Source organism: Nocardia beijingensis NBRC 16342 (assembly GCF_001612785.1).
Lineage (GTDB): Bacteria > Actinomycetota > Actinomycetes > Mycobacteriales > Mycobacteriaceae > Nocardia > Nocardia beijingensis.
Map to the genome: position 1 here is coordinate 1 of NZ_BDBC01000021.1, position 19587 is coordinate 19587.

Annotated in this window: 19 protein-coding genes; 12 read left to right on the top strand and 7 right to left on the bottom strand. The window is 69.9% G+C overall.

Annotated elements, in window-relative coordinates; all coding sequences use genetic code 11:
* Positions 1 to 377 precede the first annotated feature (377 nt).
* Entirely contained in the window at positions 378 to 1187 is an 810-nt protein-coding gene (locus tag NB3_RS15120; protein ID WP_084486258.1) for an APH(3'') family aminoglycoside O-phosphotransferase, read from the bottom strand.
* 134 nt (positions 1188 to 1321) lie between these two features.
* Between NB3_RS15120 and NB3_RS15125 the strand changes: the two genes are divergently transcribed.
* Complete coding sequence (locus NB3_RS15125; RefSeq protein ID WP_067802854.1) at positions 1322 to 1819, top strand: MarR family winged helix-turn-helix transcriptional regulator; 498 nt, start codon at positions 1322 to 1324, stop codon at positions 1817 to 1819.
* Positions 1820 to 1828: 9 nt separating this feature from the next.
* Positions 1829 to 4393, top strand: a complete 2565-nt coding sequence (locus NB3_RS15130; RefSeq protein ID WP_067802856.1) for an MFS transporter — start codon at positions 1829 to 1831, stop codon at positions 4391 to 4393.
* A 10-nt stretch (positions 4394 to 4403) separates the two neighbouring features.
* Here the strand turns inward: NB3_RS15130 and NB3_RS15135 are convergent, their stop codons facing one another.
* Positions 4404 to 5423: a crotonase/enoyl-CoA hydratase family protein gene (locus NB3_RS15135; protein ID WP_067802858.1), complete on the bottom strand. Its 1020-nt coding sequence runs from the start codon at positions 5421 to 5423 to the stop codon at positions 4404 to 4406.
* A gap of 109 nt (positions 5424 to 5532) precedes the next feature.
* On the opposite strand from NB3_RS15135, the gene NB3_RS15140 reads away from it, so the two are divergent.
* Entirely contained in the window at positions 5533 to 6132 is a 600-nt protein-coding gene (locus NB3_RS15140; RefSeq protein ID WP_244891916.1) for a TetR/AcrR family transcriptional regulator, read from the top strand.
* A gap of 222 nt (positions 6133 to 6354) precedes the next feature.
* Positions 6355 to 7263, top strand: coding sequence for a cutinase family protein (locus NB3_RS15145; RefSeq protein WP_084486259.1), 909 nt, complete (start codon positions 6355 to 6357; stop codon positions 7261 to 7263).
* A 1-nt stretch (position 7264) separates the two neighbouring features.
* On the opposite strand, the gene NB3_RS15150 is transcribed toward NB3_RS15145, so the two are convergent.
* Positions 7265 to 7714 (bottom strand): MarR family winged helix-turn-helix transcriptional regulator, encoded by a 450-nt coding sequence (locus NB3_RS15150; protein WP_244891917.1) that lies wholly within the window; start codon positions 7712 to 7714, stop codon positions 7265 to 7267.
* Between the two features lie 94 nt (positions 7715 to 7808).
* Here NB3_RS15150 and NB3_RS15155 point away from each other — a divergent pair, with 94 nt between their 5' ends.
* Positions 7809 to 8594 (top strand): dioxygenase family protein, encoded by a 786-nt coding sequence (locus tag NB3_RS15155; RefSeq protein ID WP_067802864.1) that lies wholly within the window; start codon positions 7809 to 7811, stop codon positions 8592 to 8594.
* A 64-nt stretch (positions 8595 to 8658) separates the two neighbouring features.
* On the opposite strand, the gene NB3_RS15160 is transcribed toward NB3_RS15155, so the two are convergent.
* Positions 8659 to 9027, bottom strand: a complete 369-nt coding sequence (locus tag NB3_RS15160) for an Rv3235 family protein (protein ID WP_157111813.1) — start codon at positions 9025 to 9027, stop codon at positions 8659 to 8661.
* 185 nt (positions 9028 to 9212) lie between these two features.
* On the opposite strand from NB3_RS15160, the gene NB3_RS15165 reads away from it, so the two are divergent.
* The 4 genes from NB3_RS15165 to NB3_RS15180 all read left to right on the top strand — a co-directional run bounded on the left by NB3_RS15165 (position 9213) and on the right by NB3_RS15180 (position 11927).
* Complete coding sequence (locus NB3_RS15165; RefSeq protein ID WP_067802870.1) at positions 9213 to 9395, top strand: hypothetical protein; 183 nt, start codon at positions 9213 to 9215, stop codon at positions 9393 to 9395.
* Between the two features lie 217 nt (positions 9396 to 9612).
* On the top strand, positions 9613 to 10707 hold the full coding sequence (locus NB3_RS15170; protein ID WP_067802873.1) for an LLM class flavin-dependent oxidoreductase: 1095 nt from the start codon (positions 9613 to 9615) through the stop codon (positions 10705 to 10707).
* Positions 10704 to 11309 carry an FMN reductase gene (locus NB3_RS15175; protein ID WP_067802876.1) on the top strand — a complete coding sequence of 202 codons (606 nt, stop codon included), beginning with the start codon at positions 10704 to 10706 and terminating at the stop codon, positions 11307 to 11309. Before NB3_RS15170 ends, NB3_RS15175 begins: the two co-directional genes overlap by 4 nt.
* Before the next feature lie 69 nt (positions 11310 to 11378).
* Complete coding sequence (locus NB3_RS15180; protein WP_039799915.1) at positions 11379 to 11927, top strand: YceI family protein; 549 nt, start codon at positions 11379 to 11381, stop codon at positions 11925 to 11927.
* Between the two features lie 47 nt (positions 11928 to 11974).
* Here NB3_RS15180 and NB3_RS15185 read toward each other — a convergent pair whose 3' ends face one another.
* From NB3_RS15185 to NB3_RS15195, 3 genes are all read right to left on the bottom strand, one after another.
* Positions 11975 to 12814, bottom strand: coding sequence for a DUF72 domain-containing protein (locus NB3_RS15185; RefSeq protein ID WP_503826326.1), 840 nt, complete (start codon positions 12812 to 12814; stop codon positions 11975 to 11977).
* Between the two features lie 63 nt (positions 12815 to 12877).
* Positions 12878 to 14395 carry a glycerol kinase GlpK gene (gene glpK, locus NB3_RS15190; RefSeq protein ID WP_067802882.1) on the bottom strand — a complete coding sequence of 506 codons (1518 nt, stop codon included), beginning with the start codon at positions 14393 to 14395 and terminating at the stop codon, positions 12878 to 12880.
* Positions 14396 to 14443: 48 nt separating this feature from the next.
* Positions 14444 to 15208, bottom strand: a complete 765-nt coding sequence (locus tag NB3_RS15195) for an IclR family transcriptional regulator (protein ID WP_067802884.1) — start codon at positions 15206 to 15208, stop codon at positions 14444 to 14446.
* Between the two features lie 256 nt (positions 15209 to 15464).
* On the opposite strand from NB3_RS15195, the gene NB3_RS15200 reads away from it, so the two are divergent.
* The 3 genes from NB3_RS15200 to glpD are packed head-to-tail and all read left to right on the top strand — an operon-like array spanning position 15465 to position 19566.
* A complete protein-coding gene (locus NB3_RS15200; RefSeq protein WP_067802887.1) occupies positions 15465 to 16274 on the top strand; it encodes an MIP/aquaporin family protein in 810 nt (269 codons plus the stop codon).
* 37 nt (positions 16275 to 16311) lie between these two features.
* The gene (glpK, locus tag NB3_RS15205; protein ID WP_067802890.1) at positions 16312 to 17832 is read left to right on the top strand and encodes a glycerol kinase GlpK; all 1521 of its coding nucleotides are present in this window, start codon (positions 16312 to 16314) and stop codon (positions 17830 to 17832) included.
* A gap of 54 nt (positions 17833 to 17886) precedes the next feature.
* Positions 17887 to 19566, top strand: a complete 1680-nt coding sequence (glpD, locus tag NB3_RS15210; RefSeq protein ID WP_067802892.1) for a glycerol-3-phosphate dehydrogenase — start codon at positions 17887 to 17889, stop codon at positions 19564 to 19566.
* The last annotated feature ends 21 nt before the right edge of the window (positions 19567 to 19587 follow it).

Here is a 19587-nt window from a genome sequence, read left to right on the forward strand (position 1 = left end):
GCCACGCCGCGCGCCACGCCGAGCGCGGTGGGGCCGGTGCCGGTCGCGGTCCCCGCGCGGCGGCGGCTCATGCGCGGAGATCATCCCGGGCCATGTGGGCACGCGTTCGACCCTGACCTGGCCGCGGCGGGCGCGTCGGCCGCCGGGCTCGGACGTGTTCGACGACATGATCTCGCCGCACCCCCTTTTACGGGTGCCTATTCGGCCACCGTGGGTTCCCTCTCAATGCCGTTGCGCAATAACAACATTGCATATTTCCCCGGATTCTGTCGGTCGAATGCTCAACAGGCAAGGCCGAAATGCCCGACGACGGTTCCCATTCTGGTCGCGACCAGGAACGACGTGCCGGACGAGAACATCCGGGCCGCGCGATCGGGTCATCCCCAGGTCAGCGGATCCAGATGGAGGAAGAAGCGCTGACGATCCGGGTCGAGATCGATGCCGTAGCGGGCGGCGAAGATTCGGTCGGCGTGTTCGGCGCGCCGCTCGTCCTGCCACGATTCCCTGGCGTTGGCCAGCAGCAGGGCGATATCGGCGTACGGGTCTGCGATGCCGAGCCGCCCGAGGTCGATGAAACCGGCGACGGTGTGCGTTTCCGGATCGAGGATGATGTTGGGCAGGCACAGATCGCCGTGGCACACCACAGCTTCGGCGAACTCCTCGGTCATTCTCGGCTCCAGTTCACCGGCCAGCCTGGTGAGCAAAACGGTGGGCGGAGTGTCCTGCTGTTCCTCGGGGAGGAACTCGGTGTGCACCGCGCCCCGCACCACCACGTCCTGGGCCATCGCGAACATGCGCGCCAGGCCACGATCGAACGGGCACTCCTCGGTGGGCACATCGTGCAGACGTCGCACCGCGTCCGCGATGGATTCCCAAGCGCGCGAGAGCGTCTCCGCGGAGACCGCGTCCGCGGGCACGCCGCGGACGGCACTGGTGACCAGGCAGGCTCCGTTGCCGTCGGCCCGCCAGTCCAGCACCTCGGGGCCGGGGATATCGTGGCCGTCGAGCCAGGCGACCTTGTCCCGCTCCAGCGCGAGGTCGGCGATTCGTCCGGCGTCGACGCACTTGGCATAGCGGGACCCGTCGCCGGACCGGAACACCTCGGCGCCGGATTCCCCGCCGCCGACCGGCTCCCAGCGGCAATCGGACGGCAAGGCGGCACGGAAGCGAAGAAGCGACTCGGACACGCCATCGACGGTAGCAACGCGAGGGCCGCGTGACCCACCTCGCAGACCTCCGGCAACCCGGATGTATAGTTGCTTAAAGCAACTAGTTGTGGTTGCTAATCAATTTGCCGGTGGGGAACGTCGAGGTGAGTGTCATGTCCGCAACCGCTCGCGAGCACGAGATCACGGCAGCCGAACTCGCGGCCGCCGACGAACTCGGTCAGCGGCTGGTCCGGTTCATGCGCGCGGTCAACCGGGCGAAATGGCAACCGGTCCGGCCGGGACCGGACGGACTGGAGCGGCTCGCCTACACCGTGCTGTTCTCCCTGGTGCACGACGGACCGCAGCGCGCGGGCAGGCTCGCCGAACTGCTGCACGCCGAGGCGTCCACCATCAGCAGACAGAGCAGACAACTCGTGGCGCACGGCCTGGTCGAGCGCAGGGCCGACCCGGTCGACGGCCGCGCGTGCGTGCTGGCGGCCACCGCGGAAGGCGTCCGCGTCTTCGAGGAGAATCGCGCCCAGCGCAACCGATGGCTGGCCGGCATCCTGGCCGACTGGCCAGCACCGGACCGCGACACGTTGACCGCGCTGCTCGACCGGCTCACCGCAGGAATAGAGACCACCACCCGACACCCAGCCGATCCGAAATAGGGCTCATTCATGACGACTTCCACCACCCGGGCTCCGCGGAACCCGGACGCAGCCGCGGACACGTCACTGTCGCACCGGCAGATCCTGACCATCCTGTCCGGGCTGCTGCTCGGCATGTTCCTGGCCGCGCTCGACCAGAACATCGTCAGCGTCGCGATCGTCAAGATCGCCAACAGCCTGCACGGCTTCGACGAACAGGCATGGGCGACCACCGCCTACCTGATCACCGCGACGATCACCACGCCGCTGTACGGCAAACTGGCCGACATCTACGGCCGTAAGCCCTTCTATCTCACGGCGATCGGGCTGTTCGTCATCGGCTCGGTGGCCTGCACCTTCGCCACCTCGATGTACCAGCTCGCGGCGTTCCGCGCGTTCCAGGGCTTGGGCGCGGGCGGGCTGATGTCGCTGGCGTTCACCATCATCGGCGACATCGTCCCGGTCCGCGAACGGGTGCGCTACCAGGGCTATTTCATGATGGTCTTCGGCACGGCGACGGTGCTCGGCCCGGTGCTCGGCGGCTTCTTCTCCGACTACGAGCAACTCGGCGGCATCGAAGGCTGGCGGTGGGTGTTCCTGGTGAACGTCCCGGTCGGCTTGCTCGCGCTGCTCGTGGTTGCCAAGGTGCTCAACGTGCCGCACCAGCGCCAGCGCCACCGCATCGACTGGTTCGGCGCGCTGACGCTGACGATCTGCGTCGTGCCGCTGCTGATCGTCGCGGAGCAAGGGCGGCACTGGGGCTGGTCGTCGCACCGGTCGCTGCTCTGCTACGGCATCGGGGCGGCGGGCCTGCTGCTGTTCATCCTGGTCGAGTTCCTCATGAAGGACTCGGCGCTGATTCCGCTGCGGCTGTTCAAGAACTCCACCTTCAGCGTCACCATCGCGGGCGGGTTCATCGTCGGCGTCGCGATGTTCGGCGCGATCACCATGGTGCCGCAGTACTTCCAGGTGGTGCGCGGCTATTCGCCCACGAAGGCGGGTCTGCTGATGTTGCCGCTGGTGCTTGGCATCACGATCGGCTCCCAGGCGGCCGGGCGGATCACCAAGCGCACCGGCCGCTACAAGATCCTGCCGGTGACGGGCACGTTCATCGTCGCGGTCGGCGCGGTCCTGTACGCGCAGGTGCAGTACGACAGCCCGCTGTGGCAGCCGCTGGCGATCGGCGGACTGATCGGGCTCGGGCTCGGCTGTTGTATGCAGACGCTGATCATCGCGGCACAGAACGCCGGGCCGCGCTCGGACATGGGTGTTTCCACCGCGTCGGCCACGTTCTTCCGCCAGATGGGCGGCACACTCGGCGTCGCGGTGTTCCTGACCATCCTGTTCAACCTGCTGCCGCACCGGATCACCGACGCGTTCGGCGGCGCGCTGCCGCCCGGGTTCGGCGCCGAACAACTCAGCGGCATGCAGTCCAACACCAGCGGCATCGCGGCACTGCCCGACGCGCTGAAGGTGCCGATCCTCACCGGCTTCACCGACTCCATGCACGGCGTGTTCTACGCGGCGGGCGGGGTCGCGCTGCTGGCCTGCGGGGTGCTGATGTTCATGAAAGAGATTCCGCTGCAGGACGCTCCGTCGCCCGCCGCGCGGACACCGGTCGAGACCGAAGCCGCCGAGTCGCACTGGGACGCGGACCAGGTGTGGGAAGGCGCCGCGCAGGCGCTGTCGGAGCCGGAACCGGTGCTCGCGGGGGGCGCGGGCGGCTACGGCTCGGGTGATCCCGCGGGCAACGGCGAATACCGGCGCGAACCGAAGGCGAGCTTCGACAGCGCCGACTACGACGGCCGTTCGCTCAGCGGTTATGTCCATCGCGAGGACGGCAGGCCGGTGCCCGCCGCCGCGTTGACGCTCATCGACCATCGAGGACGGCAGGCCGCGCGAACGAGCGGCGGCGCGGACGGCAGTTACCTCGTCGGCGCGCCCGACGCGGGCAGTTACGTGCTGATCGTGTCGGCCGCGGGGCATCAGCCCGCCGCGGTCAACGTGACCGTCGGAGACCGGCCGCAGCAATGCGACATCACCTTGCTCGGCTCCGGCGAGGTGTCCGGCGTGGTCCGGTCGAGCACCGCCGGCGAGCCGCTGTCCGGCGCGACCATCACGCTCACCGACCTGGACGGCGAGGTCGTCGGATCCGCGACCGCGGGCGCCGACGGCGGGTACGTGTGCCACGGCGTGGTGCCTGGCACCTACACCGTCGTCGCGGTCGCCGAGCACATGCGTCCCAGCGCGACCGCGCTGACCGTCCCGGACAGCGGGCTGCTGCACCACGACATCGATCTCACGCCGATGGCGGTGCTGGCCGGGTCGGCGTGGTCGGACGGCGGCCGGGCGGTCGCGGATGTGCAGATCAGCGTGCTCGACGCGGCGGGCGTCCTGACCGCGACGACGCGCACCGACGAGAACGGCCGCTATGTCGTCACGGATCTCGCCGAAGGCGACTACACCGTCGTCGCGCGCGGCTACCCCGCGGTGACCAGCCGGATCACGGTGAGCGGCGGCGAGGTGGCCCACGATGTGCGGCTCGGCTACGACATCGACGACGAGGCGACCGGGAAGGTGCCGCCCGTCCGCTGACAGCAGAGCGTCATTCCACGGACCGGTCCCGTTTGTGGTCGCCGAACGGTTCGTCGCGTTCCCGGACCGCGGCGCGGAACCCGGCGGTGGCGGCGCGGGCCTGGAAGGCGTAACCCTCCGTGGTGTGCCGGGCGATGCCGTCGAAGACGGTGCTGATCATGCCGGAGTTCGCCACGCCTTGGGTGTACAGCGCCGAGTTGAGCGCCAGTTTGGCCATCATCAGCTGATTGACCGGCATCCGCGCGATCCGCGCGACGAATTCCTCGGTGCGCGCGTCGAGTTCGTCGGCGGGCCAGGATTCGATGGCCAGGCCCCATTCCACCGCTTGCCTGCCGGTGAGGCAGTCGCCGGTGAACAGCAGGCGCTTGGCGCGCTGGTCGCCGAGGCGATGCGCCCACATGCCCGCCGCGGGGACACCCCAGACCCTGGTGGGCGGGTAGCCGATCTTGGCGTCGTCGGCGCAGATGATCTGATCGGCGAACAGGGCGATGTCGCTGCCGCCCGCCACGGCGAAGCCGTGCACTTTGGCCACGGTCGGCTTGTTCGCCTGCATCAGGCTGGCGAAACCGCGGTTGAACCGGCTCATCATCGCGTAGTCGATCATCGGGTCCCAGGTGCGCGCCGGGTCGTGATTGCGGCCCTGCACCACCGGATCGACGACCGTCCCCGCCGCGTCGCCCGGACCGCCGGCCACCGCGAAACTCTGCTCGGCGAACAGGCTCAGGTCGTATCCACCGCAGAATCCCTTGCCGCGCCCGGACACCAGGATCACGTGCACCCGCGGGTCCAGATCCGCGCGTTCCACCGCGTGCGCGAGGTCGTTCGGCGTGTCGGGTGTGATCGCGTTGCCCTTCTCCGGCCGGTCGAAGGTGATGCGCGCGATGCGGCCGTCCCGCTCGTAGGTCAGCGTGCGATATTCGCGCGCGTCATCCGGGTCGGGGCGTCCGGCCCACGGCGAGTCCGGCCGCTCGGTCCACCCGCGATACCACGCGCCCGCGCCGCCATCGGCCTGGATGTCACTGTCGGTCATCGCTTTCCCTTCGACGCTCGTCCGGAACCCGTCCCCGCAGTCTGGCGCAACCGCGGATTCACAGTCAATATTGACTGTGAAAATGCCGCGCCGACGAAGGGAGCCGGGAGTGGCCGGACTACGCGAGGAGCAGAAGCGGGCGACCCGCGCCCGCATCCTCGACTCCGCCGCCGACCTGCTGGCCGAACAGGGCTACCGGGCGCTGACCACCCTGTCCGTGCAGCGCGCCGCGCAGGTCAGCCGCGGAGCGCTGCTGCACCACTTCCCGACCTTCGGCGCGTTGATCACCGACCTGGTCGGCCATCTGGTCGCGCGCAACGAGGCGGCCGTGCGCGAGATCGCGGCCGGACTCGGCGACGGAGCCGATCCGGCGCTGCGCGCCTTGACCGCCCTGTACGAGTCGATGGCGCGACCGGCCGCGCAAGCCGAGTTCGAACTCTGGACGGCCGCGCGGACCGATCCGGTGCTTGCCGAGGCGTTGCGCGCGGCCGAACGCGCGGCCGGGCGCGACTTGCGGCGCGTGGTGGACGCGCTGTTCGGGCCGGAATTCGTCGGCCATCCGGGATATCCGGCCGTCCGCGATCTCACCATCGCGATCCTGCGCGGCACCGCCATGTCCCGCCCGCTGCGCACCTCGGAGCGCGCCGCACGGGCAACCATCGACCGATGGGCGCAGGCCATGGCAGTCCTACTCACCCAGGGCGCCTAGCAATCAAGAAGCTTCGACACGACTGAACACACTGTGATACGCATCACTTCCACCCCGGATTGTGCTGTCTCACACACTCTCGCTATCCTGGCTGCACTTTGAGACCACCGAGTCTCAATGCAGCCTTCGACGGGGCCGGGTTCGACCACCGCGCGGCGCCCGGCGGAGGCCGATTCCTGCCGGGGAGCGCCTGCGGCGCCTGTACTACCAGGAGCAAACGCCATGCGATCGAAGTTGATCTCGGCGGCCATCGGTTTCACGGCGATGGCGCTGTCGTGCGTTGGACCGGGCAGCGGGCCCGCCGTCGCCGAGCCCGATTGCCCGAGCATGTACGTGGTGGCCATCCCCGGCACCTGGGAGACCACCGACCGGCCGGACGGCGAGCGCCCCGGCCCCGGCATGCTGGCCGGAGTCACCAACGGCCTGCCGTCCTCGGTGCGAGTGGACTACGTCAGCTACGCCGCGACCGCCTTCCCTTGGGAGAGCGAGGTTTACGGCGCCTCCAAACGTGAGGCCGTCGACAACGCGCGCGGCATGATCGGGGCGATGGCCCGCTCGTGCGGCGCGACCAAGATCGCGCTGCTCGGCTACAGCCAGGGCGCCGACGCCGCGGGTGATCTCGCCGCCGAGATCGGCACCGGGCTCGGCGTCGTGCCGCCGCAGCGGATCGCGGCGGTCGGGCTCATCTCCGATCCGCGCCGCTCCCCCACCGACGCGCTCGTCGGCCCGCCGGTGGGCGGCGCGGGGGCAGGCGGTCCCCGCATCGGCGGCTTCGGCTGGGTCACCCCACAGACCCGCACCATCTGCGCGGTCGGCGACCTGTACTGCGCCACGGCATCGGACGATTTCGTGACCCGCTTCGCCGGATTCCTTGCCCAGACCTCCCATCCCGACCCCGCGTATCTCTGGCGCTACCAGCTGGAAATGGGCGCCATCATGGGCGATCTGATGTCCAACGGCGGAATTCCCTTGCTGCAGAGCCAGTTGTCCGAGTCGGCGAACCAGGAGCGGGCCCGGTTGCTGGATGAGTTCTATCGCTCGCAGGCGCACACCGCCTACGGCAGCTACCGCGTCGGCGACGGGGCGACCGCGCTGTCGTGGATGCGCGACTGGCTGGCGTCGCTGGCCTGAGTCAGCGGGCGAGCCGGCGCGCGACCTCGCCCAGCCCTTCCGCGACGGCGCTCTGCTGCGCGGCGCTGAGCACGTCGACGAGGACGCGGCGAACGGTCGCCACATGCTCCGGCGCGATCTGGGCCAGCCTTTCCCGGCCCGCGCCGGTGAGCACGGCGATGACGCCGCGCACGTCGGTCGGGCAGGTCTCGCGCACCAGTAGCCCGGCCTTCTCCAGCTGGGTCACCTGGTAGGTCAGCCCGCTTTTCGAGGTGTAGAGCGCGTCGGCGAGTTCGGTCATCCGCAAGCGGCCCTCCGGCGCGTCGGCGAGCCGCACCAGCACCTCGTATTGCGTGTGGGACAGCCCCTCCCGCTTGAGCTGCCGTTCCACCTCGCGACCCACCAACGCGCCCGCCGCGAGGAAGCTGTGCCACACCTGCATCTCGCGCGCGTTCAGCCACCTGGTCTCCACGGCTCCACCCTAGCCCTGTTGTTCAAATTTGAACAACCAGCTACAGTTGAGTTCAAATTTGAACGACCTGGGCGATCAAGCGAAGAGGAGCGCCATGACCAGCGTGACCACCGAACGGATGCCGGTGCTGTATCTCTCGCACGGCGCTCCGCCACTGGCCGATCACGCGAGCTGGCCCGCCGAGCTGGCGGCGTGGTCGCGCGCGTTACCGCGCCCCCGCGCGATCCTGATCGTCTCCGCGCACTGGGAGGCCGCGCCCATCGCGCTCGGCGCCACCGAGACGGTGCCGCTGGTCTACGACTTCTGGGGCTTCCCCGAGCGCTACTACCGGGTGCGCTATCCCGCGCCGGGTGCGCCGGAGCTGGCCGAGAACGTGCGAAACCTGTTGGGCGGACCGGGCGTCGCCGTGGCCGACGTCCCGGAGCGCGGGCTCGATCACGGCGCCTACGTGCCGCTGAAGGAGATGTACCCGGACGCCGACGTGCCGGTGTTGCAGCTGTCCATGCCGACGCTGGAGCCGCAGGCGCTGCTGGACATCGGCCGGAAACTGGCGCCGCTGCGCGAGCAGGGCGTGCTGATCGTCGGCAGCGGGTTCTTCACCCACAATCTGCGCGCCATGACGTCCGACGACGAGCAGGTGCACTCCTTCACCGCCGAATTCGACGTCTGGGGCCGTGAGACACTGGCCGCCGCCGATGTGGACGCGCTGCTCGATTTCGAGCGCAAGGCGCCGGCCGCCCGCTTGGCCCACCCCCGCGCCGAGCACTTCGCACCGCTGTTCGTCGCGCTCGGCGCGGGCGAGGAGGACCTCGGCGCGCTGCGCACCGTCATCGACGGCTACTGGTTCGGCATGGCGCGACGATCGGTCCAGCTCGGCTGACCGTCGCTCCCCGCGCAAGTCGTCCCCCGGGAGCGCGGCGTGGTGCGCACCGCCGCGCACGGCGTCATCGGATGCGCAGCGCGGTCAGCCGCCACCCTGCCGAGCGGCTCCGCACGATGCGCCCGGCCAAGGCGAAACGGCGTCCGCCGCGGGCGTAAGCGGCGAAGATCTCGGCGGTCCTGGCGTCGACGAGCACCACGCTCACCCGGATCGGCACCGCGACGCCAAGACCGCGGCCCGGCACGAAACCGGCGTCGAGCACCGTGCGCACCGCGGCGACAACGGTGGCGTCGGCGACCACGGCCAGTTGCGGCACCGGTCTCCTACGGTCGAGCACCTCGAGGACGATGCGCACCGCCGACTCGGCGAATCGCCGTGCGGACGACCCGGTTTCGTCCGCCGCCCGCGCCGCGGACGCATGACTTCGCCGCACCGCGCTGCGCACCCCGGCACTAGCCCGGCCGGACCCGGCACGCGGCCGCGTGCGGCAGGGTAGCGCCCGGACGGGTTCCGGAGCACGAGCCTCGGCGCGCCCGCGGCTGTCCAAGGGGGGCTCCGGATTCGGAGCGGGCGCCAACCAATCGTGATAACCAGCCATGCCAATCCCTTCGAAACCCGATGGTCGAAATCCTGTGGCGACCGATTCTGCGGACGACCCACCGGAAATCGCGCGTAGTCGGCTACCCGATTCCGTCCGGCTCCCCGCCCACCCTGTTGATCGAGGGGTCGAGCGATCACCTGGTGCTCGCCGAGCACACCGCGGCCTACGCCGCCGCCTCGGCGAGCGCGGGCGTCCCGTAGCGCAACGTCGAGCTTCCCTTCTCGGGCCCCGCCTTCGGCATCATCGAACTCGACACTGACGCGCAAGTCACGCGCGAAATCACCCGGACGTGGCCGGCGGAATACCTGCCGTAACCGACGCCACACCGCCGCGCGGGGAATATCGGCGGACCTCGTCCGGTTCCTTTGGTTGCCATATCCACCAAATTGCGCCAGACTGAAGAACGAAGGAGGCGTCGTGCAGTTCGGAATCTTCACGGTCGGTGATGTGACGACCGACCCCACGACCGGCCGGACGCCGAGTGAGCACGAGCGCATCACCGCCATGGTGACGATCGCGCGCAAGGCCGAGGAGGTCGGGCTGGACGTGTTCGCCACCGGCGAGCACCACAACCGGCCGTTCGTGCCGTCGTCGCCGACGACGATGCTCGGCTACATCGCGGCGCGGACCGAGCGGTTGCAGCTCTCCACCGCGACCACCCTGATCACCACGAACGATCCGGTGAAGATCGCCGAGGACTTCGCGATGTTGCAGCACCTGGCCGAGGGGCGGGTCGATCTCATGCTCGGCCGCGGCAACACCGGGCCGGTCTACCCGTGGTTCGGCAAGGACATCCGCGACGGCATCGCGCTGGCGATCGAGAACTACCACCTGTTGCACCGGCTCTGGCGCGAAGACGTGGTCGACTGGGAAGGCAAATTCCGCACGCCCTTGCAGTCGTTCACCTCGACGCCGCGCCCGCTGGACGACGTCCCGCCGTTCGTGTGGCACGGTTCGATCCGCAGCCCGGAGATCGCCGAGCAGGCGGCCTACTACGGCGACGGCTTCTTCGCCAACAACATCTTCTGGCCGAAGGAGCACTTCCAGCGGCTGATCGGGCTGTACCGGCAGCGCTACGAGCACTACGGCCACGGCTCCGCCGATCAGGCGATCGTCGGCCTGGGCGGACAGGTGTTCATGCGCAAGAACTCGCAGGACGCGGTGCGCGAGTTCCGCCCCTACTTCGACAACGCGCCGGTGTACGGGCACGGCCCGTCGCTGGAGGAGTTCACCGAGCAGACCCCGCTCACCGTGGGCAGCCCGCAGGAGGTCATCGACAAGACGCTCACCTTCCGCGAGACGTTCGGCGACTACCAGCGCCAGCTGTTCCTGATGGACCACGCGGGCCTTCCGCTGAAGACCGTGCTGGAGCAACTGGACCTGCTCGGCGAGGAAGTGGTGCCGGTGCTGCGCAAGGAGTTCGCGGCCATGCGCCCGGCGCACGTGCCCGACGCTCCGACGCACGCGAGCCTGGTCGCCGCCCGCGACGCCGCCGTGGAGGCGACCCGATGACCCGCATCGCCGTGGTGTCCGCGGGACTGTCGCAACCCTCGTCGACCCGGCTGCTCGCCGATCGGCTCGCCGCGGCGACCGGCGCGGCGCTGTCCGGGTCCGGCGCGGAGGCCACCTTCGACGTGGTCGAGGTACGCGAGCACGCCCGGGATCTGGCCGACAACCTGCTGACCGGATTCGCTCCGGCCGGGTTGCGCGCGACGCTCGAGACGGTGACCGGCGCCGACGGCCTGATCGCCGTCACGCCGATCTTCAACGCGTCCTACAGCGGCCTGTTCAAGACGTTCTTCGACGTGCTGGAACCGGACGCGCTGGCCGGAATGCCGGTGCTGCTCGGCGCGACGGGCGGCTCGGCGCGCCACTCCCTCGCGCTGGAGCACGCCCTGCGGCCGATGTTCAGCTACCTGCGCGCGGTGGTCACGCCCACCGCGGTCTACGCCGCCTCCGAAGACTGGGCGTCCGCGACAGCGCAGGGATTGAGTTCCCGAATCGACCGCGCCGCAGCGGAATTCGCCGCTCAACTGACCGAAACGCCGCGACCGCGTGCCGCCGATCCGTACGACGACCCGGTACCGTTCGCACAGCTGCTCGGCACGCACTGATCTTCTTCCGACCGATCCCACCCCACCCACAGCCACCTAGTTCAATTCTCAATCAACAAGGAGAACATCATGTCGACCGGAACCACCAACGCTCTGACCGCGGGCACCTGGGCCATCGACCCCGCCCACTCCACCCTCGGCTTCTCGGTGCGCCACCTGATGGTCAGCAAGGTGCGCGGGCGCTTCACCGACTTCTCCGGCAAGCTGGTGATCGGCGAGGACGGCAGCGCCTCGGCCGAGGCCGAGATCCGGGTCGACTCGGTCACCACCGACAACGAACAGCGCGACGCCCACCTGCGCACCGCGGACTTCTTCCAGGCCGAGCAGTTCCCCGTGGCCACGTTCAAGTCCACCGGTTTCCGGGTGAACGGGGACGATTTCGTGGTGGACGGCGAATTCACCATCCGCGGCGTCACCAAGCCGGTATCGCTCGAGGTGGAGTTCCTCGGCGTCAACCCGGGCATGGGCAACGGGCCGGTCGCGGGCTTCGAGGCCAAGACCGTGATCAACCGCCGCGACTTCGGCATCACCATCGACATGCCGCTGCCCGACGGCGGCGCGGTGATCGGCGACAAGATCACCCTCACCCTCGAGGTCGAGGTCGGCCTGCAGGCCTGACCCGGACGCCTCCCGCGGCTCGATCCCGCCGCGGGAGGCGTTTTCCGTCAGAAGAGCGTCATCGGCTCGGCGGCGGCGGGCTCGGGCAGCGGCTCCAGTTCGGGCAGCCGGGCCCTGACCTCGTCGTGGAAACGGCGGGCCAGCTCGAGCGAGCCCGCGTTGTCCGGCGTGTGCAGGAATACCGTGGGCGAACGGCCTTCCCGCAGCCATTCGGCGACCGTGCCGACCCACGGCCGCCAGCCGTCGACGGTGCGCTGGACATCGTCGCGGCCGTGATACCGCACGATCGGGTATTCGGTCAGCGCGCGCATCCTGCGCCGCACCCGCGGCTTCTTCGCGGCCGCTTCCTGTTCCGCCGCGCTGGTGGGCGGACCGTCGAAAAGCACTGTGGTGTCGAACGGCACCCATTCGGCGCCGACCCTGGACAGCACGTATTCCAGCTGGCGCGCCGCCTGCTCGTCGTCGAAGAACGCGGGGTGGCGCACTTCGACGGCGGCCCGGTGGTCGCGCGGTAGTTGTCGCAGGAACCCGGCCAGCGCGCCGAGATCGGTGGGTCCGAACGAACCGGGCAGCTGTACCCACAGGGCGTGGATGCGTTCGCCGAGCGGCTCCATCGCGGCGAGGAAGGACCGCAGCTCGTCCTCGGCCCCGGTCAGCCTGCGTTCGTGGGTGATCGGCCTGGGCAGCTTGAGCACGAATCGGAACGTGGAATCGCATTGCGCCGCCCACGATTCGACCGTTCGCCGCGACGGCGTGGCGTAGAACGTCGTATTGCCCTCGACCGCGTTGCACCACGTGGCGTACCAGCGCAACCGCTCTCCCGGAGCGAGCTGCCGTTCCTGCCAGGCCGCGTGCGTCCACATCGCACATCCCACGTGAAGCCGCATGCTCTCGACGCTAACCCACGCTTCCGACACGAGCGCCGGTCCCCGCCACCGCGGGCCGCGAAATCACCGCCGTGTGCGCTTCTTCGACCGCACCCAGCCGAACGTCAACTCGACCGCGCGTTTCCAGTTCTCGTACTCGTCCTTCCGCAGCTGCGCGTCCATCCGCGGAACCCATTGGGCGGCAAGGCGCCAGTTGTTGCGCAAGCCTTCCAGGTCGGGCCAATACCCGACGGCAAGGCCCGCGGCGTAGGCCGCGCCGAGCGAGACCGTCTCGGCGACGAACGGACGCGACACCGGCACGTCCAAGACGTCGGCCACGATCTGCATGAGCAGGTTGTTCGAGGTCATCCCGCCGTCGACGCGCAGTGCCGCGGCGTGCAGGCCGGAATCGGCGTTCATCGCCTCCACCACGTCGCGGGTCTGCCAGGCGGTGGCCTCCAGCACGGCGCGCGCGATGTGGCCCTTGGTGATGTAGGAGGTCAGTCCGGCGATCAGGCCCCGCGCGTCGCTGCGCCAATGCGGCGCGTACAGCCCGGAGAACGCGGGCACGACGTAGCAGCCGCCGTTGTCTTCGACCGTGCGCGCGAGGGTTTCGATCTCCGGCGCACTGGTGACCAGCCCGATGTTGTCGCGCACCCACTGCACCAGCGAGCCGGTGACCGCGATCGGACCCTCCAGCGCGTAGACCGGCTCCGGGCCGATCTGGTAGCCGATCGTGGTGAGCAGCCCGTGCTCGGAGCGCACCAGGTCACGTCCGGTGTTCATCATGAGGAAACCGCCGGTGCCGTAGGTGCACTTGGTCTCCCCGCGGGCGAAACAGGTCTGGCCGAACAGGGCGGCGTGCTGGTCGCCGAGCGCGGCGGCGATGGGGATGCCGGGCACCACCCGGCGGGTGCTGCCGTAGGACGCGGTCGAAGGCTGGATGCGCGGCAGCATGCGGGCGGGGATGCCGAAGAACTCCAGCAGTTCGTCGTCCCAGGTGAGGGTGCGCAAGTTCAGCAGGAGGGTGCGGCTGGCGTTGGTGACGTCGGTGCGGTGCAGCCCCCCGTCGGGGCCGCCGGTGAGGTTCCAGATCAGCCAGGTCTCCATGGTGCCGAACAGCACTTCGCCGCGCTCGGCGCGCTCGCGCAGTCCGGGCACCGAGTCCAGCATCCAGCGCAGCCGTGGTGCGGCGAAATAGCTGGCCAGCGGTAGGCCGCACAGCTCACGGATTCTTTCGGAGCCCGGCTTGTGCTCCAGTTCGCGGACCAGTTCCTCGGTGCGCACGTCCTGCCAGACGATCGCGCGCCCGATCGGCGTGCCGGTGCGGCGGTCCCACACCACGGTGGTCTCGCGCTGATTGGCGATGCCGAGCGCGGCGATCCGGTCGGCGGTCACACCGGAGTCCCGCAGGGCCTGCGGCACGATGCGCTCGACGTTGCGCCAGATCTCCAGCGCGTCCTGCTCGGCCCAGCCCGGCCGCGGATAGTGCTGCCGGTGCGGGCGTTGCGCGACGCCGACCAGCCGGGCACGCTGGTCGAACAGGATGCACCGCGTGGAGGTGGTGCCCTGGTCGATGGCCAGCACGTAACGCTGCTTCATGCTCGGCTGCTCCTGGTCGACATCGGCTGGTCACCGGCGGGACGAAAGTCATTCCCCCGCGGCGAGATCACGCGACACCGCCCGTGCGGCGTCGAGCACCTGACCGACCAGCGCGGGCCGGTGCCGCAACTGGGCGTCACAGAGCCGGTCCACTGCGCCGGTGATGCCGATGGCGCCGACCACGAGCCCACCTGGAGCCCGGATCGGCGCCGCGATTCCCGCCTCGCCCGTACGGAATTCCTCGGTGTCGCCCGCCCATCCGGCCTGCCGGACGCCGCCGAGCGCCCTGGCGAGCGCGGCGCGGTCGACCAAGGTGCGGTGCGTGAGCGGGGCGAGTTCGGCGCGACGCGTCGCGGCGGCCAGGTCGGTGTCGTAGGCGAGCAGGACCTTGCCCAGCGCGGTGGCGTGCGGCGGCAGCAGTTCGCCGAGTTCGAGCGCCTGCTGGGTGTTGTCGGGGCGGAACACGTGATGCACGACGACCACCGCGCCGTCCATCGGCGCACCGATCCGCACCGACTCACCCGTGCGCGCGGCGAGTGCGTCGGCCCAGTTGATCGCGCGGGAGCGCAACTCGTTCGCGTCGAGGTAGCTGGTGCCCAGGTGCAGCAGCGCGGCGCCCAGCTGGTACTTGCCGGTGGCCGGGTCCTGTTCGACGAAACCGACGCCGTGGAGGGTGCGCAGGATACCGTGCGCGGTCGGCTTCGGCAGATCGAGCGCGCCCGCGATGTCGCCGACGCCGAGCCGCCCGGAACCACGGGCCAGCAGCCGCAGCACGGCCGCCGCCCGCTCGATCGATTGGATCGCACCCGGCATATCGGACAACCTACCCGCGTCGTGATTCGACAATGTCGAACGATTGGTAATACCTGGGCAACATCATCGAAACCCAGTGTGAGCTGCGCCATACATCCTCCTCGCGGGTCGGACGGTAGCGGCGCCGCCTTCCGGCAACCAGTCGAGGCGTTCGACAATGTCGAACGGCAGCGGTATCCGGGTGCCACTTCCCGCCGTAATTTCCGTTTCACGCACGGTCGCGTCCGCGACCTGCGGGGCGAACGGAGGCTCAACGATGAACTTCGGCTCGATCTTCCTCAGCGAGGCACTGGGCACAGGCGTGCTGGTGCTGCTCGGGGTCGGTGTGGTCGCGAACGTATTGCTGGCGAAATCCAAAGGGTTGGACGGCGGCTGGCTGCTGATCAACGTGGGGTGGGGGTTCGCCGTCCTGGCGGGCGTCTACGTCGCCTACAAGACCGGCGGTCATCTGAATCCCGCGGTCACCGTCGGCATCCTGTTCAGCGGCGCCGACGAGTTCGCCCCCGGCATCGCGATCTCCGGATCGACGACGCTCGCCTACCTCAGCGGCCAATTCGCCGGCGCGTTCCTCGGCGCGACCGTCGCCTACGTGGCCTACAAGCGCCACTTCGACGCCGAGACCGACGAGGAGAAGAAGCTCGCGGTATTCGCCACCGGCCCCGCGATTCGCGCCCTGCGCTGGAACTTCGTCACCGAGGTGATCGGCACGTTCACCCTCGTCCTGGTGATCCTCACCTTCGGTCACACTCCGAGCGGGCTCGGCCCGGCCGCCGCCGCGCTCTTGGTCGTCGGCATCGGCGCCTCGCTGGGCGGGCCGACCGGATACGCCATCAACCCCGCCCGCGATCTCGGTCCGCGCATCGCGCACGCGCTGCTGCCGGTGCGCAAGCCCGCTCATGCCGAAGCGGTCCTGGTCCCGGTCGGCGCGGGCGCCCCCGCACCGGCCGAAGCGACCGACGCGGTATCGCGCGGCAAGGACTCCGACTGGGGTTACGCCTGGGTGCCGGTGTTCGGCCCGCTGCTCGGTGGCGCGCTGGCCGGACTCGCCGCGCAGTTCCTGTTCTGATCCCGCTCTGTCCCAGTAGTTTCCCGAAAGGACCACGATGAGCCAGTACGTCGGCGCCATCGACCAGGGCACCACGAGCACCCGCTTCATGGTGTTCGACCACGGTGGCAACGAGGTCGCCCGCCACCAGCTCGAGCACGAGCAGATCCTGCCGCGCCCTGGCTGGGTGGAGCACAATCCGACCGAGATCTGGGAGCGCACCCGCGCGGTCATCCAGACCACGCTGACCAAGGCCGATCTCGTCGCGAGCGACTTGGCCGCGGTCGGCGTCACCAACCAGCGCGAGACCACGGTGGTGTGGAACCGCAAGACCGGGCGGCCGTACTGCAACGCGATCGTCTGGCAGGACACCCGCACCGATCGCATCGCCGCCGAACTGGAACGGGCCGGGCACGGCGACACCATCCGGCGCAAGTCGGGCCTGCCGCCCGCCACCTACTTCTCCGGCGGCAAGCTGCGCTGGATCCTGGAAAACGTTCCGGGAGTGGCCGAGGACGCCGAACGCGGCGACGCGCTGTTCGGCACCACCGACACCTGGCTGGTGTGGCAGCTGACCGGCGGAGTCGACGGCGGCGTGCACGTCACCGATCCGACCAACGCCAGCCGCACCATGCTGATGGACCTGGAGACCCTGGACTGGGACGACGAACTGCTGTCGGTGTTCGGGGTGCCGCGCGCGATGCTGCCCAGGATCGCCCCCTCGGCGAACCCGGACCTGTTCGGCACGACCCGAGCCGACGGACCGTTCGGCGGCGCGGTACCGCTGGCGGGTGTACTCGGCGACCAGCAGGCCGCCACCGTGGGGCAGGTCTGCTTCCGTCCCGGCGAGGCGAAGAACACCTACGGCACCGGCAACTTCCTGTTGCTCAACACCGGAACCGAGATCGTCCGCTCGCAGCACGGCCTGCTGACCACCGTCGCCTACCAGTTGGGCGCGCAGAAGCCGGTGTACGCGCTGGAAGGCTCCATCGCGGTGACCGGCTCGGCGGTGCAGTGGCTGCGCGACCAGCTGGGCATCATCTCCGGTGCGGCGCAGAGCGAATCGCTGGCCCGGCAGGCCGAGGACAACGGCGGGGTCTACTTCGTGCCCGCGTTCTCCGGGTTGTTCGCGCCGTACTGGCGCTCCGACGCGCGCGGCGCGATCGTCGGCCTGTCCCGCTACAGCACCAACGCCCACCTCGCCCGGGCGACGCTGGAATCGATCTGCTACCAGACCCGCGACGTGGTCGAGGCGATGCAGGCCGACTCCGGCGTGCGGCTGGACGTGCTGCGGGTGGACGGCGGCGTCACCGCCAACGAGCTGTGCATGCAGTTGCAGGCCGACTTCCTCGGCGTGCCGGTGTCGCGTCCGGTGGTCGCCGAGACCACGGCGCTCGGCGCGGCCTACGCCGCGGGGCTCGCGGTCGGCTTCTGGAGCGACACCGACGAGCTGGAACAGAACTGGAACGAAGCCAAGCGCTGGCATCCGACCTGGTCGGCGGAGCAGCGCGAGCGTGGCTACGCGCGCTGGAAGAAGGCCGTCGCCCGCACCCTCGACTGGATCGACGTCGACGAATGAGGGGCGACGTCCTCCGGTCCGAATAACACCGAAACAACAAGGAGAGATACCGCTGTGTCCGCACGATTGGACGCCGAGTACCGCGCAGGCGCGGTGAACGCACTCGGCGACACCGAGATCGACGTACTCGTCATCGGCGGCGGCGTGGTCGGCGCGGGCGCCGCCCTCGACGCCGCCTCCCGCGGCCTGACCGTGACCTTGGTTGAGGCCAGGGACTTCGCGGCGGGCACCTCGAGCCGCTCCAGCAAACTCATCCACGGTGGCCTGCGCTACCTGGAGCAGCTGGACTTCTGGCTGGTGCGGGAGGCGCTGAAGGAACGAAGCCTGCTGCTGCACCGGCTGGCCCCGCACCTGGTGCGGCCCGTGTCGTTCCTGCTGCCCCTGCGGCATCGGGTTTGGGAGCGCGCCTACATCGGCGCGGGCGTCGCCCTGTACGACACCATCGGCGGCGCCCGCGCGCTGCCGATGCACCGGCACCTGTCGCGTACCCGCGCGCTGGAGCTGGCGCCCGCGCTGCGCGAGGACGCGCTCACCGGTGCGATCCGGTACTTCGACGCGCAGGTGGACGACGCCAGGCACACGATGATGATCGCGCGCACCGCCGCCCAGCACGGCGCGACCGTACTCACCCGCACCAAGGTGACGGCGCTGCTGCGCGACGGCGAACGCGTCGTCGGCGCGGAGGTCACCGACCTGGAAACCGGCCGGGCGCACACGGTCCGCGCGCGCCGGGTGATCAGCGCCACCGGGGTGTGGACCGACGAGATGAACCGGATGACCGGCGTGGAGTTCCCGTTCCATGTGCGGATGTCCAAGGGCGTGCACATCCTGGTGCCGCGCCACCGCCTGCATCTGGACACCGGCTTGATCATGCGCACCGAGAAGAGCGTGCTGTTCGTCATCCCGTGGCACGGTCACTGGATCATCGGCACCACCGACACGGACTGGTCGCTGAGCAAGGATCACCCCGCCGCCAGCGACGCCGACGTGCAATATCTGCTCGACCACGTCAACCGGGTGCTGCGCGAGCCGATCACCCGCGACGACATCGTCGGCACCTACGCGGGGCTGCGCCCGCTGCTGTCCGGCGCGTCGGCCGACACCGCGACGCTCTCGCGGGAGCACGCGGTCGCCGAACCGGTTCCCGGGCTGTTCGTGATCGCGGGCGGCAAGTACACCACCTACCGGGTGATGGCCGCCGACGTCGTGGACGCGGCGGTGGCCGGACTCGGCCGCGCGGTCGCCCCTTCGGTGACCGAACACCTGTCGATCCTCGGCGCGGTGGGTTACCAGGAACTCGCGGCCGATCTCGACAGCCTCGCGCAGCGAGCGGGCCTGCCGCGCGCGACGGTCGAGCGGCTGCTCGGCCGCTACGGCTCGGTGATCACCGACCTGTTCGACCTGATCGCCCGCGAACCCGAACTGGGCCGCCCGCTCACCGGCGCGCCGGAATACCTGGGCGCGGAGGCGGTGTACGCGGTGACGCACGAAGGCGCGCTGCACCTGGACGACGTGCTCACCCGCCGCACCCGCGTCTCGATCGAAACCGCCGACCGCGGTCTCGCCGCCGCGCCCGAGGTGGCCTGGCTGATCGGCGCGCACCTCGGCTGGGACGCCGCGGCCACCGAGCGGGAGATCAGCCGCTACCGCGAGCGGGTGCGCGCCGAACTCGCCGCCAACCAGGCGGCCGACGACGAGGCCGCCAACGCGGCCCGGATGGTCGCCGTCGCGTGAGCGTGCGTGGCACGGTTTCCG